The following is a 14,722-nucleotide window of genomic DNA, read 5'->3' on the forward strand; positions in this document are numbered from 1 at the left end:
GATAATTCGATATGGTACAATAACGGAAGAGGTGATCTGAAATATATGTTTTTGAAACGGATAGAACTAGCGGGTTTCAAATCGTTTGCCGACAAGACGGAAATGGAATTTGTAAAGGGCATTACGGCAGTTGTCGGACCAAACGGAAGTGGTAAAAGCAACATATCTGATGGGATTCGCTGGGTTTTGGGTGAACAAAGTGCGAAGTCGCTCCGTGGCGGTAAGATGGAGGATATTATCTTTGCCGGAAGTGACGCTCGTAAAGCTGTTAACTATGGCGAAGTGTCCTTAACGCTCGATAATGAAGATCATGTGCTTCCGCTGGATTTTAATGAAGTGACTGTTACACGTCGAGTACATCGAAACGGTGACAGTGAATATTTGATAAATAAACAGTCATGCAGACTGAAGGATATAACTGAATTGTTTATGGATACCGGTATCGGTAAGGAAGCATATTCTATCATTGGACAAGGACGAATCGAAGAAATTCTAAGTACTCGTTCCGAGGATCGAAGAGGTATTTTTGAAGAAGCATCAGGTATCGTAAAATACAAATCGAGGAAGCGAGAATCAGTGCGCCGACTCGATGAGACAGAACAAAATTTACTTCGTATTCACGACCTTGTGACTGAACTTGAGGACCAGATTGGTCCATTAAAGGATCAATCTGAGAAGGCAATCCGATATAAAGAACTGAGAGAGCAACTGAAGCGTAAGGAAATCTCGCTATATGTGTATCAGATTGAACAGATTCATGGAGCATGGAGTGAAGCAAATGCCAGGCTGGAGCAGTTGAATGAGGATCAGCTTGCGCTATCCACTGTTGTGTCTGCTCATGATGCAAAACTTGAAAGTGACCGTTCAGCCCTTCGCCAACTGGAGGAGGAAGTAGAAAAAATTCAGAACGAATTGCTTCAGTACAGCGAATCTTTTGAGAAGAATGAGGGTTACGGTGAGGTACTAAAAGAACGTCGTCGTAATTTGGAAAGAACTCGCGAGCAACTTGAAACGAGTGTGAATTCTGGCGGAAGCAGACTGGCTGAGAGACAGGAAGAACTTGTCCTTATGAAGGAAAAGTTAACTTCCTTGCAGAAAGAGCTGTCTGAATTGAGAGATCAACTCTCAGCCGAGGAAGCCAAGCTTGTTGGGGTGACCGGAGGGATTAGTCAGCAGCAGGAAGAGAGTCTGAAGGGCAATCTATTGGAACTTATGAATAAGATGGCCCAGGCTCGTAATGAAATCCGTTATGCAGACCAGCAGACCGAGGCTCTGGGACGCCGGATGAACCGTGCGCAGGAGGAAACCGGGAAATGGGAAGGACAGAAGCAAGAGCTTCTGAGCCGCAAAGAACAGATTGATCGCACTATCGAAAAGCTTGGTAAAGAAATTGCGGATCTACGCAGCGGGTATATTACGGAGAGCGAGCGTTATCAGTCACTGCTAAAGCTGATCGATGAGAGTCAGAGCGCACTTCGTAAATGGGAACAGAAGCGAGAAGCACAAATTTCCCGCCGTGATACGATGAAAGAAATGCAGGATGATTTTGACGGGTTTATGCTGGGTGTTAAGGAAGTACTTAAAGCGTCCCGTAAATCTGTTCTACATGGGGTTCATGGTGCTGTCGCAGAACTGATACGTGTACCGGAGAAGCTGGAGTTAGCAATGGAAACTGCACTCGGCGCATCCGTACAGCATATTGTCATGGACAATGAAGCTGTATCACGCCAAGCCATTACGTTTCTGAAACAACGTCAACTCGGAAGAGCTACGTTCCTACCTCTGGATGTTATTCGTCCGCGCCATGTCTCTTCTTCGGACCGCTCTATGGCAGAAGGAGAAGCTGGATTCGTAGGCTTTGGTTCTGAGCTGGTTCAATACGATCAGAAATATAGCAATATTGTTGGTAGCCTGCTTGGCAATGTAGTCATTGCTGAGACGCTTGAGCAGGCCAATAAAATTGCTGCGCGCTTTCAGTACCGCTATCGTGTCGTAACGCTGGAAGGCGATGTCGTGAACGCCGGTGGTTCTATGACCGGTGGTAGTCATCACAAGAAGAGTAACAATCTGCTCGGACGGAAGCGCCAGCTGGATCAACTGGATCAGGAAATTACTGAAACGGAGAAGCAAATTGATAAGCTCCAGAAGGGCATTGAACAAGTCAAGGGGCAAATCGTTGCATCACAAGACAAGCTGGATAAACTCCGTAAGTCCGGTGATGATAAGCGAATTGAAGAGCAGCAAGCATCTAGCGATCGGAAGCAGCTGGAGCATGAGCTTCGTCATGTGCTGGAGCAGGCTGAGCTTGCTGGTCAGGAAAAGACGAATCATGAGCAGGAGGCTAAAGAAATCCTAGAAAGCCGTGCTCGCGCGGAAAAACTTCTGTCAGAACTTGAGGATGAGGAGAAAGCGACTCATCAGGCCATACAAGCTGCAGAGTTCGCGCGTAAAGCGAATGAATCTGCTAAGGATGAACTTCAGACACAGTTGACTACTCTTAAAGTTCGAGAGGGGAAACTGGATCAGGAAACATTCTCACTTGAGGAACAGCTCAAACGAATGCAGTCTGATGTGAACAATCATGAGAAAGAGCAGAAGCAGAATCGGACGATGCTTGCTTCCGTTCTGGCAGAGCTAGAACAGAATGCTACTGAGAGTGTTAAACAGATCGAAGATCTGAACCACTTTAAACTGAAAAAAGACGAGGCTTCCAAACAGTTAGAGTTTAAACGTGCAACTCGCACTCAATTAAGCAAGAAACTAGAGCTGGAGGAAAGCGAGACTAAAGAACAGCGGATACAGCTAAGATCTGTTGAGGAACAGCTTCGCCAAACTGAAATCGGCGTAAATCGTCTGGATGTGGAACTGGAGAATATCCTCAAGAAATTGAGCGAGGATTATGAGCTGAGCTATGAGCTCGCGAAGCACCGCTATCCTATACCCGAGGATGTGCCAGCAGTACAAGATGAAGTGCGTGAACTAAAGCGCGGCATATCTGCACTGGGAGAAGTCAATCTCGGAGCTATTGAGGAATACCAGCGAGTTAATGAGCGGTATGAATTCCTCAGTGAGCAGAAAGCTGATTTGGTAGAAGCTAAAACAACACTGTATCAGGTCATTAAAGAGATGGATGACGAGATGTCCAAACGCTTTAAAACGACTTTTGACGCGATTCGTAGAGAGTTCGGTACCGTGTTTACAAAGTTGTTCGGTGGCGGAAGGGCTGATCTGATTCTCATTGATCCTGAACGTCTTCTTGAGACAGGAATAGATATAGTAGCTCAGCCACCTGGTAAGAAGCTGCAGAACCTGCAATTGCTCTCTGGTGGCGAGCGGGCACTCACAGCAATGGCTCTATTATTCGCAATTTTGCAAGTTAAGCCAGTACCATTCTGTGTGCTCGATGAAGTAGAAGCTGCATTGGACGAAGCGAATGTGGTCCGTTTTGCGCAGTATTTACGCGAGTTTTCAGAACAGACGCAATTTATCGTTGTTACACACCGCAAGGGAACGATGGAAGAAGCCGACGTATTGTACGGTGTAACGATGGAAGAGGGCGGCGTATCGAAGCTCGTCTCCGTCAAGCTTGAGAGTGAGGAAGCGGTCATCGCCTAAAATATATTCAACCATTATGGAGGGAACGTATGAGTTTTTTTAAGAAGCTTAAAGAGAGTATTTCAACCAAGACAGAAAGCGTAACGAAGCAGTTCCGTGATGGATTAGAAAAGACTCGTAAAGGTTTGGTCGAAAAGGTTTCGGATTTGGTGATCCGCCGCAAAAAGATTGACGAAGAATTTTATGAGGAGCTTGAAGAAATTCTGATTGGCGCCGATGTTGGCGTAAATACGGTCATGGATTTGATGGATGAGCTTCGTGCTGAGGTGAAGAAACGTCGCATCGAAGATGCAGCTGATCTCCAGCCGGTTTTATCTGAGAAACTGATGGGTCTGCTCAAAGGCGACAATAACAACGAGCTTCGCATGAATCCGGATGGAATTACGGTTATATTGTTTGTAGGCGTTAATGGAGTAGGTAAAACAACAACGATCGGTAAACTCGCTCATCGGTTCAAGCAAGAAGGTAAAAAAGTTCTTTTGGCTGCTGGTGATACATTCCGTGCCGGAGCTATCGAGCAATTGGAAGTGTGGGGAGACCGTGTTGGAGTTGAAGTGATCAAGCAACAATCTGGGTCGGATCCAGCTGCAGTGATGTTTGATGCGGTACAAGCAGCTAAACAGCGTCAAGCTGATGTACTTCTTTGCGACACAGCGGGCCGACTTCAGAATAAGAGCAATCTAATGGAAGAGCTTAACAAGATTTTCCGTGTAATCCAACGTGAAATTCCAAGCGCTCCTCATGAGGTATTGATGGTGCTGGATGCTACAACAGGACAAAATGCGCTGAGCCAGGCGAAGTTGTTTGGCGAAAAAAGCGGTGTTACGGGTCTTGTGCTTACTAAGCTGGATGGTACAGCTAAGGGTGGTATTGTTGTAGCGATCAGACAAGAGTTGAACCTGCCAGTAAAACTCGTTGGACTAGGTGAGAAGGTGGAAGATTTACAGACCTTTGATTCCGAACAGTTTGTACATGCTTTATTTGCTGGCCTGATTAAGGAAGAAGAGAATACTGAAGAATCAGTTTAGTGAATGAAGGGTAAATGAATTTATAGGGTGTCCAAGTAGCAGTTTCATGCTATTGTGACACCCTTTATCTATTTATGATTATTTCCATGAGTAGCATGCTAACTATTTTCATATTGTAGTTACCCAGGGCGTTGAGCTGGATTTGAAGGTTATAACAGCATATAATAAGATGTAAAGTTAAGAACGAAAGGAAGTTGGTTATGGCGAATACACATACTTATCCCCGTAGGGAAGAAATAGCCAACGCAATCACTCATGGTATTGGAGCTGCGCTTAGCGTAGCTGCTCTCGTATTGCTTATTGTATTTTCTAGTTTAGAAGGAACGGTCTGGCATGTGGTCAGTTTTACGATCTATGGAACAACAATGCTGTTGTTGTACTTGAACTCCACGCTTGTTCACAGCTTTAAAGAGGGGAAGGCCAAGGATGTTTTCGAATTTCTTGATCACTCCTCCATCTATTTATTTATTGCTGGGACATATACTCCATTTTTGCTCGTAGCTATACGTGGAACTTTAGGGTGGAGTTTGTTCGGAGTCATCTGGGGAATCGCTTTGTTTGGTTGTGTATTTAAAGCTTTTTTTGTTAAAAAATTTCTGTTTATGTCCACAGTGTTCTATGTTGCGATGGGCTGGCTAATCGTCATTGCTTGGAACCCACTAACTGCAGTCATAGCTCCACAAGGCATAAACTTATTGGTTGGCGGCGGACTTCTTTATACACTGGGTACCATTTTTTATGTGTGGAGAGGTTTTCCATTTCACCACGCGATTTGGCATTTATTTGTGTTAGCAGGCAGTGTTTTGCACTTTTTCGCTGTGCTGTTTTACGTACTGCCAATTCGTTGATCTAGTTGATTTATGCTCGTAAATAAAATGAGAAGGATGACAAGGAGAAAAGCTTGACATCCTTCTTTGTTTTTTGTATGATAATGTTCGTCGAGTGAACTGTAAAGTGTTTTTCCTTGACGAGGGGGTGCCCTTAGATGAGTCAGGAGAACCGGCTCGAGAAGACGAACCGTATTAATCTTCTGTTCGATTTCTATGAACAACTGCTTACAGAGAAGCAGCAGACGTTTTTAAAGCACTATTTTCACGAGGATTTCTCTTTAGGTGAAATCGCGAGTGAATTTGAAATCAGTCGTCAGGCTGTTTATGAGCACATTAAACGTGCAGAGCAGGTACTGGATACTTATGAAGAGAAACTCGGTCTTCTGAAGAAGCACGAGGAGCGACTCCGTGAGCTTGAAAAGCTACGTAATATGATAAGTGACAGCGCACTGAATGATCACGATAAGAAGATAATGACCGATATGGTAAATCAATTGATAGTATGGGATTAAGTTAGTAGGACGGAGGTGGCGGATATGGCATTTGAAGGATTAACCAGCAGGTTGCAGAATGTGTTCAGCAAGCTTCGTGGTAAAGGGAAAGTATCCGAAGAGGATGTAACTGAAGCCATGCGCGAGGTTCGTCTGGCGCTTCTTGAAGCCGACGTCAACTTTAAAGTAGTAAAAGAGTTTGTAGCCAAAGTTAAAGAAAAGGCTATTGGTAAGGAAGTTATGGATAGCTTCACGCCAGGTATGGTTATCATCGACATCGTCAATAAGGAATTGACTGAGTTGATGGGCGGAAGTCAATCCAAGCTTGCGAAGAGCACGAAGCCGCCAACTGTTATTATGATGGCTGGTCTGCAAGGTGCGGGTAAGACAACGACTTCTGGTAAGCTGGCCAAGCTTCTTCAGAAGCAGAACAGTCGGCCGCTACTCGTAGCTGGAGATATTTATCGCCCCGCTGCGATTAAACAGCTGGAGGTTTTGGGAGAGCAGATTAAAGTTCCTGTATTCTCGCTTGGTGACAAGACTAGCCCAGTGGAGATTGCAAAGCAGGGGTTGCAGCATGCGAAAGATAATGGCCATGATTATGTCATTATCGATACGGCCGGACGTCTTCATGTAGACGAAGAGCTGATGGAAGAGCTAAAGCAGATTCATCAAGTTGTGAATCCCGATGAGGTTCTTCTCGTTGTTGATGCAATGACTGGTCAAGACGCTGTCAACGTGGCAGAGAGCTTTAATAATCAGCTTGAACTGACAGGGGTTGTTCTGACGAAGCTGGATGGAGACACCCGCGGTGGTGCTGCCCTGTCCGTCAAAGCCGTCACAGGTTGTCCGATCAAATTCGCAGCACTGGGCGAGAAGATTGATGCTTTGGAGCCGTTCCATCCTGAGCGGATGGCATCCCGTATTCTTGGAATGGGAGACATGCTTTCTTTGATTGAGAAAGCACAATCGAACATTGATGCGGACAAAGCCAAGGAAATGGAACGTAAAATGCGGAATGCTGAATTTACGTTCGAAGATTTCCTGGAGCAAATGGAGCAAGTGAAGAAGCTTGGACCATTGGATCAGCTGATGGATATGATTCCTGGTATGGGCAAGATGAAGCAAGCGAAAGATCTTAAGGTAGACGAGAAGCAGATGGGCCGAATCGAGGCTATCGTTCATTCAATGACTACCGAGGAGAAACAACAACCGGACATTATCAATCACAATCGCCGTAAGCGGATTGCTGCGGGTAGTGGAACTTCACTTGCTGAAGTAAACCGCCTTATTAAGCAGTTTGATGAAATGCGCCGGATGATGAAGCAGTTCTCCGACATGATGGGACCTAAGGGTGGCAAGAATAAGGCCATGAAGCAGTTGAAGGGTCTGGCTGGCAAAGGTATGAAGTTCCCTTTCCGTTAAGGTTAAGATAGATTATAGGAAAAGTTGGACATTTTTCGAAGGAGGTGAATTTTCAAATGGCAGTACGTATTCGTCTGAAACGTATGGGTGCTCACAAAGCCCCTTTCTACCGCGTGGTGGTTTCTGATTCCCGTTCCCCGCGTGATGGCCGTTTTATCGAGGAAATCGGTTATTATAACCCGGTTGCTCAACCGGCTGAAGTTAAGATCGATGAAGAAAAAGCACTTAAATGGCTTCAAAACGGTGCGCAAGCATCCGATACTGTTCGCAACTTGCTGAGCAAAGCGGGCGTTATGAAGAAGTTCCATGAGTCTAAGCTTCAGAAATAAGACTGATCGCGAGGGTCATCTATGGAAGAATTAGTTCGTGTTATTGCTAAGGCTTTAGTGGATCATCCAGAAGATGTGACCGTGAAGACAGTTGAGAAGGAGCACTTAATTGTGTATGAACTGTACGTGCATCCTGACGATGTTGGGAAGGTCATAGGCAAGCAAGGGCGTATTGCCAAATCACTGCGCACGGTCGTAACATCGGCGGCGGTTAAAATGGATAAACGGGTAACCGTGGATATCATTTCTTGAGGGATTTTTCTTAAAGATATACGAAAGGGGGTTAGGATGCATGTCCTAACCCTTTTTCGTACATGCTGAAGAAAACTAGTGGTCAACAATGTGATATGAGTTTATAACGAGATGCAGGAGGAAGACCATGTCTGAAAAGTTATTTACCGTAGGGAAAATCGTGAATACACATGGTATTCGCGGTGAAGTGAAGGTGATTCCACATACGGATTTTGCGGAACAGCGTTTTGCCAAAAAGAGTTCCTTGTATATTGTTCCTTCAAAAGGAGGAAAGCCGATCCCTGTAACCGTGGAAACATCCCGGTTTCATAAAAATATGTATATTATTAAATTCACAGAAATTAGCGGAATTAATGAAGCTGAGAAATACAAAGAGAGTCTTCTCAAAATTAGTGAGGACCTTCAAGAGGAACTTCCGGATAATGAATACTACTTTCATGAAATTATAGGCTGCCGTGTGGTAACGGATGATGAACCTGCTGAAGAGTTGGGCATAATCTCAGAGATCCTTACACCAGGTGCAAATGATGTATGGGTAGTAAAAACGCCTAAAGGTAATGAAATCTTGCTTCCATCTATTCCAGATGTTGTATTAGACGTCGATAAATCTGCTAAGTTGGTTCGGGTTCATCTGATGGAAGGGCTGTTATAACATGAAGATTGATGTGTTGACGCTGTTTCCTGAAATGTTTGACGGAGTATTCCATTCCAGCATTCTCGGCAAAGCAGCTGATAAAGGTATTGTGTCCCTGAATGCAGTGAATTTTCGCCCTTATTCAGGGAACAAACACTCACAGGTAGACGACACGCCATACGGAGGCGGAGGCGGAATGGTTCTTAAACCTGAAGCGATCTTTGGAGCTGTTGAGGATCTGCTATCCTTATCACCAGTGAGCTCCGAATCTGGCACAGAACCGATGGTGGATGATTCTCCAGTACCTAATGACCTGAGAAAGCCTGCTCGTGTTATTTTGATGTGTCCACAGGGTGAGACCTTTACGCAGAAAAAGGCGGAGGAGCTTGCACAAGAGGAGCATTTGGTGTTTATTTGCGGCCATTATGAAGGATATGATGAACGTATTCGTGAACATCTGGTAACCGATGAGCTATCTATTGGTGATTATGTATTGACAGGCGGTGAGCTCCCTGCCATGGTTATCATTGATTCTGTTGTAAGGCTTCTGCCAGGAGTTCTAGGCAATGAGATGTCTGCTGTGACAGACTCATTCAGTACTGGACTACTTGAATATCCACATTATACCCGCCCAGCTGAGTTCAGAGGTTGGAAGGTGCCGGATATACTGCTAAGCGGTCATCACGCTAATATTGAGGTTTGGCGTAGAGAACAGGCACTTAAGCGAACGTGGGAACGGCGTCCGGAGCTGCTGGAAAATCTGGAACTTTCAAAAAAAGATAAGATCTTTCTGGAAAAGCTTCGCTCGGAACGCGAGTCTCAGAAAGATAATAATAATAAATCACCCCAAAAATAATGAAAAGAGGAAGCCTCACTTGAGGTTTCCTCTTTTTTTGTGAATAAATTCATAAAGGAAGACCATAGAGCATAGCTTATTGTATTCGTCATTTATTTAAAGGCTATATTTAACCACCGATATCCTCTTTCGAATGTTGATTCAATTCAGGAACATAGTATTTCAGACGAACATATGAAAAAGATCCTTTAGGATCATACTGCAATCTTCCTGCATAGATCCCGGGATGGTTGCTTTTTTGTTAGTGTGGGCTTGAGCAGATTGGGGAATGGAGGATAAAAAAGATGAAGAAAAGGAAAGGTAGTAGTAAGAAAAAGCGAAGTTTTATTAGCTCGGCCGCAGTACCGCTACGAGTAAAGAAATCCCATGCAGATCATTTCATATTGCTACTAAGACAAATGAGCACATATATTCATCAGGCTTTTATTGTTCAAGATAATGAAGGATTTACTCTATTGAAGCTGCAGATTCAAAGATTAAACAATCAAGTCAAGAATCTGCCCTTTTCACTAAGTGAAAAGAGAAGAGCTAAAGAAGCGGCTACGCAGATTGCTGTAATTCCTAGTTTATCGAATTTCGAGGAGATTCGAATGAAGCTGATTTATTTTTTTGAAGTCATAAAAAAACTTTCATCACAAATCGGCGTAGAAGAGGAAGCAACAGAAGCTTTGTCCGCCGTAAATGAAGCGCTGGATAGAGTTCAAGTAAAGCAAGTGCAAGAGAATTCACTTCGTTTATTATCCGTTCCGATCACCAACCCAGTAATACTTATTCATCTCATAGATAACTTACCGGTCTATTTAAAGGAAGCAATAACTCAGTCGAATGTAATTACGCGAATTCAGTTTAGCGATGTACTATACGGGATATTAAAGCAGATAATTTTATTGGGAAGCCTACCCATTCACAATGAACGACTTCGAATAATTGGGAATCATTTGATTACGTTATTCGAGAAGGAGTCTCTATCAGTAGTGCTTATAAAGGAGCTGATGACTTCATTTATCGCGGCTTTGTCCGTTACTATAGAGGATTTGAACATTTCTATAGATAACAAAGCATCGTTGCTACGATCGTTGAGTGCTATTTTAAATTCGTATTCATTGTATATTCCGTCGAGCCTAGAGCAGCAAATCGTAGGGAGCATGGAGAATCGTTCAGGAAAAATAGAAGTGGGAGAGAAAGAACATAGTTATAAAATAGAGGAAACAGCCGAAGAAGGAGCCACAGAGACAGCTCAAGTCGAAGAGGATGAAGTGGATGTACTTCATCCACCAGATGTGACTCAGTCTATAGAAGAAGTAGAAGTGATTGGAGTGCCAGGGGATGCTGTTGCAACGGAAGAACCAGAGGGAATACTCGAAGAAGGATCCACAGAGGCGGCTCAAGTTGAAGAGAACGAAGAGGAGGCGCTCCATCCTGTGGATGTGACTCAGGCTATAGAGGAAGTAGAAGTAATTGAAGTGCTAGAGGATGCTGGTAAATCGGAAGAACCAGAGGAAACAGAGGGAATATTCGAAAAAGGAGCTACAGAGGCGGCTCAAGTTGAAGAGAACGAAGAGGAGGCGCTCCATCCTGTGGATGTGACTCAGGCTATAGAGGAAGTAGAAGTGATTGAAGTGCTAGAGGATGCTGGTAAATCGGAAGAACCAGAGGAAACAGAGGGAATATTCGAAAAAGGAGCTACAGAGGCGGCTCAAGTTGAAGAGAACGAAGCGGAGGCGCTCCATCCTGTGGATGTGACTCAGGCTATAGAGAAAGTAGAAGTGATTGAAGTGCCAGAGGATGCTGGTACATCGGATGAACCAGAGGAAACAGAGGGAGTAGTCGAAGAAGGATCCACAGAGGCGGCTCAAGTTGAAGAGAACGAAGTGGAGGCAATCCTTCCTGTAGATGTGACTCAGTCTATAGAAGAAGTGGACGTCATTGGAGTGCCAGAAGCTACTGGTGCAACGGAAGAGCCAGAGGTAACTGAGGAATCAGAGGAACCAGTCGTAGAGGGAGCCACAGAGACAGCTCAAGTTGAAGAGAACGAAGCGGAGGCGCTCCATTCTGTGGATGTGACTCAGGCTATAGAAGAAGTAGAAGTAATTGAAGTGTCAGAGGATGTTGATGCAACGGAAGAACCAGAGGAAACAGAGGAAACAGAGGGAGTAGTCGAAGAAGGAGCCACAGAGACAGCTCAAGTTGAAGAGAACGAAGCGGAGGTAATCTTTCCTGTAGAGGTGGCTCAGTCTATAGAAGAAGTAGAAGTAATTGAAGTGCCAGAGGATGCTGGGCGGGCGACCCGAGATACAGATGTTAAAAGGTTGAAAACGGTAACCGGGGGCAGTTTGTTGTATAACAGTAATGGAGTGACGCAGACAGTTGCAACAATTAAACCCATTATATTTAATTTAAGCACATTACAAGGAATAATTTTTGATGGAGTTTCAAAGTTAACGGTGATTACAGCCGGTTTTTATTATTTTGATTGGCAAATATCTTTGGATAAAAATCAAGTGACTCCGAGTACTTTCGGCATCGTCATTAATGGAAACTTAGGAAGTACAGCAAATTTGAATTCAAGCTCTATTCATGCAGAAGTTTCCGGTTCAGGAGTGATTAGCTTAGGTGAAGGCAATACGATTGAACTTTATAACTTGTCATCAGGTACTATAGAGGTTATCGCTCCAACTGAAGCTGTAAGATTCTCAATTTTTAGAATAGAATCATGATTTTTACAGAGGGGAAAAGGTGCAAAGTCCAGAAAACAGGGTAATAATAATAGGCTGAGCGATATGGAATTAAATTAGGAGGATTTTAAAATGCGAGATACTAACTATGATGATCAATATATACGTATAGATAAGAAGGACGACGATGTACAGTTTCATACCGTTGATGATATTTTAAACTACTATGCTGAACGACACGGATCTAAGATAAAAAATGGAAAAGAAGCGTTGAATTAACATAAATTAAAGCTAGACATTAAAAGGAGGAACTACTCTAATGTATATATTAGAGTAGTTTTTTCTATTGGATCATTAATAGGGATCTTTCAGATGCAAAGTATAGAATATACTTGCTTAAGATTATGATTTATGTTAAAATTTCTTTTGTTGTGAATAAGGTGGTCCTCTGTTGATAATGATGGAGAACAAAGGGTTTTCCGGAAGATGCAAGAACGCCTGTGTGAGAGGAGGGAGTCCTAGATGAATATCGTACAAGCGATTACTCAAGAACAACTTCGTAAAGATATGCCGAGCTTTCGTCCTGGTGACACTTTAAAAGTTCACGTTAAGGTTATCGAGGGATCTCGTGAGCGTATCCAAGTTTTCGAAGGTGTTGTAATTAAACGTCGCGGTGGCGGAATCAGTGAGACTTTTACAGTTCGTAAAATTTCTTACGGTGTTGGTGTGGAAAGAACTTTCCCAATCAACTCGCCTAAGATCGAGAAAATCGAAGTGGCTCGCCGTGGTAAAGTGCGTCGTGCGAAGCTTTATTATCTTCGTGAACTGCGCGGTAAAGCAGCGAGAATTAAAGAAATTCGTCGTTAATCTGACGGTAAAAGGGGCTTGTGCGCATATACAAGCCCCTTTTGTATATCCAAAAATGAAAATCATGCTGTAATCATCAATAAAGAGAGGGCGGTGAATTATGCAGCAAGATACACAGCAAGAGACATTCGAATCGAAAGAGTCAGGGAACCCAACCAAGAAAAAGAATGAATTAGTGGAATGGCTAAAAGCACTTCTTATTGCATTGGTGTTGGTGGTTCTCATTCGCTGGTTTCTCTTTCAACCTTTTATCGTCCAAGGGCAATCCATGCAGCCTAACTTTGTAACAGGTCAGAAACTTATTGTAAATGAGATTCTCTACGACATTCGTAAGCCGGAACGTGGTGAGGTTATTGTATTCCATGTACCATCAGAGGGAAGAGACTTCATCAAACGTGTTATAGCGGTAGGTGGCGATACAGTTCAGGTTCAAGGTGACCAAGTGATTGTTAATGGTAAACCAGTAAGTGAAACTTACATACAAGAGGCTATTGATCAAGCACATGCAGATGACAGGCTCTATAACACCTTGGATTTCCCTAATACTGATTTCCCGGATGGTAAGGTTCCTGAAGGACATGTGTTTGTCTTGGGGGACAATCGCTCTAACAGTACGGATAGCCGAATGATTGGATATGTTCCTCTAGAGGATATTATTGGCCGGGCGGATCTGATATTTTGGCCGCTCAAAGATATTGGTTTGATAAATCATTAGTAGGGAATAAGAAGAATAATGGAATTGGAATTTTTGTGAGGTGACGACGTTGACGATACAATGGTTTCCAGGACATATGACAAAAGCACGCCGTCAAATACAGGATAAACTGAAGTTGATTGATGCTGTTATTGAGCTGATTGACGCCAGACTGCCGCTTTCAAGCCGCAATCCGATGATCGACGATATTTTGCAGGGAAAGCCGCGTCTGATTTTGTTGAACAAGTCGGATTTGGCTGATCCTGAGGTGACACGTCAGTGGCTGGCTTATTTTAAAGAGCAAGGACACACAGCATTCCCTATCGATGCCGCGACAGGCACCGGAGTGAAGGAAATACCAGATCAGGTGAAGCTGCTGTTGAAAGAAAAAATCGATAAGCAAATATCTAAGGGAATCAATCCACGCGCAATGCGTGTTCTTATCGTAGGCATTCCGAATGTAGGTAAATCAACTCTGATCAACCGACTTGCGGGGCGCAGCATTGCGGCGACCGGGGACCGCCCAGGTGTAACCAAAGGTCAGCAATGGATAAAGGTTACAGGTGGCGAAATGGAATTGCTCGATACACCAGGGATATTGTGGCCGAAGTTTGAGGATCAAAATGTTGGGTACCGTCTAGCTGTGACTGGTGCCATCAAAGAAGAAATATTGAATGTTGAAGATATCGCCTTTTTTGCGGTTAAATACATGTCTAGATATTATTGGGAGCCTATGAGTGAGCGTTTTGACTTGAAGCAGCGTCCTGAGGATTTTGAGAATCCGGATGAGATCGTGTCCGTAATGGAAGACATTGGGCGAAAGCGCGGTTGTATTATTAGTGGTGGGCGAGTGGATTTGGAAAAAGCCTCAAGCGCCTTTTTGCGTGAATTGCGTGCAGGTAAGATGGGGCGTTTCTCGATGGAATCACCATATTAATAGCTTATGAAAAAACCACCTTTATGGTCATACCCCTGTCAAGTAGACAGAACAAAAAAGACACCTTTACGCAGCAACCGTTTCCCGGT

14 protein-coding genes are annotated in these 14,722 nt (G+C 43.8%); all 14 read left to right on the plus strand.

Translation table 11 applies throughout. From position 1 onward, the window contains the following. Positions 1 to 45 precede the first annotated feature (45 nt). The 14 genes from smc (at position 46) to ylqF (ending at position 14,633) form a co-directional block, all read left to right on the plus strand. Entirely contained in the window at positions 46 to 3,615 is a 3,570-nt protein-coding gene (smc, locus tag ACFQV5_RS12630; protein WP_379247260.1) for a chromosome segregation protein SMC, read from the plus strand. 29 nt (positions 3,616 to 3,644) lie between these two features. Further along, positions 3,645 to 4,643, plus strand: coding sequence for a signal recognition particle-docking protein FtsY (ftsY, locus tag ACFQV5_RS12635; RefSeq protein WP_379247262.1), 999 nt, complete (start codon positions 3,645 to 3,647; stop codon positions 4,641 to 4,643). Between the two features lie 200 nt (positions 4,644 to 4,843). Further along, complete coding sequence (gene trhA, locus ACFQV5_RS12640) at positions 4,844 to 5,491, plus strand: PAQR family membrane homeostasis protein TrhA (RefSeq protein WP_379247264.1); 648 nt, start codon at positions 4,844 to 4,846, stop codon at positions 5,489 to 5,491. A gap of 137 nt (positions 5,492 to 5,628) precedes the next feature. Next, positions 5,629 to 5,985 carry a putative DNA-binding protein gene (locus ACFQV5_RS12645; RefSeq protein ID WP_379247266.1) on the plus strand — a complete coding sequence of 119 codons (357 nt, stop codon included), beginning with the start codon at positions 5,629 to 5,631 and terminating at the stop codon, positions 5,983 to 5,985. Between the two features lie 24 nt (positions 5,986 to 6,009). Then, positions 6,010 to 7,389 carry a signal recognition particle protein gene (ffh, locus tag ACFQV5_RS12650; RefSeq protein WP_379247268.1) on the plus strand — a complete coding sequence of 460 codons (1,380 nt, stop codon included), beginning with the start codon at positions 6,010 to 6,012 and terminating at the stop codon, positions 7,387 to 7,389. Positions 7,390 to 7,445: 56 nt separating this feature from the next. Beyond that, a complete protein-coding gene (gene rpsP / locus ACFQV5_RS12655) occupies positions 7,446 to 7,718 on the plus strand; it encodes a 30S ribosomal protein S16 (protein ID WP_379247270.1) in 273 nt (90 codons plus the stop codon). A gap of 21 nt (positions 7,719 to 7,739) precedes the next feature. Next, positions 7,740 to 7,970: a KH domain-containing protein gene (locus tag ACFQV5_RS12660; protein ID WP_006211360.1), complete on the plus strand. Its 231-nt coding sequence runs from the start codon at positions 7,740 to 7,742 to the stop codon at positions 7,968 to 7,970. A gap of 127 nt (positions 7,971 to 8,097) precedes the next feature. Continuing rightward, positions 8,098 to 8,622 carry a ribosome maturation factor RimM gene (rimM, locus tag ACFQV5_RS12665; RefSeq protein WP_379247273.1) on the plus strand — a complete coding sequence of 175 codons (525 nt, stop codon included), beginning with the start codon at positions 8,098 to 8,100 and terminating at the stop codon, positions 8,620 to 8,622. Between the two features lies 1 nt (position 8,623). Further along, on the plus strand, positions 8,624 to 9,460 hold the full coding sequence (gene trmD / locus ACFQV5_RS12670; RefSeq protein ID WP_379247275.1) for a tRNA (guanosine(37)-N1)-methyltransferase TrmD: 837 nt from the start codon (positions 8,624 to 8,626) through the stop codon (positions 9,458 to 9,460). Positions 9,461 to 9,744: 284 nt separating this feature from the next. After that, a complete protein-coding gene (locus ACFQV5_RS12675) occupies positions 9,745 to 12,177 on the plus strand; it encodes a hypothetical protein (RefSeq protein ID WP_379247277.1) in 2,433 nt (810 codons plus the stop codon). 90 nt (positions 12,178 to 12,267) lie between these two features. Then, positions 12,268 to 12,414, plus strand: coding sequence for a hypothetical protein (locus ACFQV5_RS12680; protein ID WP_379247279.1), 147 nt, complete (start codon positions 12,268 to 12,270; stop codon positions 12,412 to 12,414). Between the two features lie 243 nt (positions 12,415 to 12,657). Then, positions 12,658 to 13,002: a 50S ribosomal protein L19 gene (rplS, locus tag ACFQV5_RS12685; protein WP_379247281.1), complete on the plus strand. Its 345-nt coding sequence runs from the start codon at positions 12,658 to 12,660 to the stop codon at positions 13,000 to 13,002. Between the two features lie 100 nt (positions 13,003 to 13,102). Then, positions 13,103 to 13,717: a signal peptidase I gene (gene lepB / locus ACFQV5_RS12690; protein ID WP_379247283.1), complete on the plus strand. Its 615-nt coding sequence runs from the start codon at positions 13,103 to 13,105 to the stop codon at positions 13,715 to 13,717. A gap of 49 nt (positions 13,718 to 13,766) precedes the next feature. After that, the gene (ylqF, locus tag ACFQV5_RS12695; RefSeq protein ID WP_379247285.1) at positions 13,767 to 14,633 is read left to right on the plus strand and encodes a ribosome biogenesis GTPase YlqF; all 867 of its coding nucleotides are present in this window, start codon (positions 13,767 to 13,769) and stop codon (positions 14,631 to 14,633) included. Positions 14,634 to 14,722: the final 89 nt, after the last annotated feature.

This window comes from Paenibacillus sp. GCM10028914 (assembly GCF_042666275.1).
In the GTDB taxonomy this organism is placed as follows: Bacteria; Bacillota; Bacilli; order Paenibacillales; family Paenibacillaceae; genus Paenibacillus_AQ.

Excerpts from the sequence above, each read along its gene's own strand:
- ftsY (WP_379247262.1), top strand. The coding sequence starts at position 3,645 with ATGAGTTTTTTTAAGAAGCTTAAAGAGAGTATTTCAACCAAGACAGAA.
- ACFQV5_RS12675 (WP_379247277.1), top strand. The coding sequence starts at position 9,745 with ATGAAGAAAAGGAAAGGTAGTAGTAAGAAAAAGCGAAGTTTTATTAGC.
- rpsP (WP_379247270.1), top strand. The coding sequence starts at position 7,446 with ATGGCAGTACGTATTCGTCTGAAACGTATGGGTGCTCACAAAGCCCCT.
- rimM (WP_379247273.1), top strand. The coding sequence starts at position 8,098 with ATGTCTGAAAAGTTATTTACCGTAGGGAAAATCGTGAATACACATGGT.
- trhA (WP_379247264.1), top strand. The coding sequence starts at position 4,844 with ATGGCGAATACACATACTTATCCCCGTAGGGAAGAAATAGCCAACGCA.
- ACFQV5_RS12645 (WP_379247266.1), top strand. The coding sequence starts at position 5,629 with ATGAGTCAGGAGAACCGGCTCGAGAAGACGAACCGTATTAATCTTCTG.
- trmD (WP_379247275.1), top strand. The coding sequence starts at position 8,624 with ATGAAGATTGATGTGTTGACGCTGTTTCCTGAAATGTTTGACGGAGTA.
- smc (WP_379247260.1), top strand. The coding sequence starts at position 46 with ATGTTTTTGAAACGGATAGAACTAGCGGGTTTCAAATCGTTTGCCGAC.
- ACFQV5_RS12680 (WP_379247279.1), top strand. The coding sequence starts at position 12,268 with ATGCGAGATACTAACTATGATGATCAATATATACGTATAGATAAGAAG.
- ACFQV5_RS12660 (WP_006211360.1), top strand. The coding sequence starts at position 7,740 with ATGGAAGAATTAGTTCGTGTTATTGCTAAGGCTTTAGTGGATCATCCA.
- ffh (WP_379247268.1), top strand. The coding sequence starts at position 6,010 with ATGGCATTTGAAGGATTAACCAGCAGGTTGCAGAATGTGTTCAGCAAG.
- rplS (WP_379247281.1), top strand. The coding sequence starts at position 12,658 with ATGAATATCGTACAAGCGATTACTCAAGAACAACTTCGTAAAGATATG.
- lepB (WP_379247283.1), top strand. The coding sequence starts at position 13,103 with ATGCAGCAAGATACACAGCAAGAGACATTCGAATCGAAAGAGTCAGGG.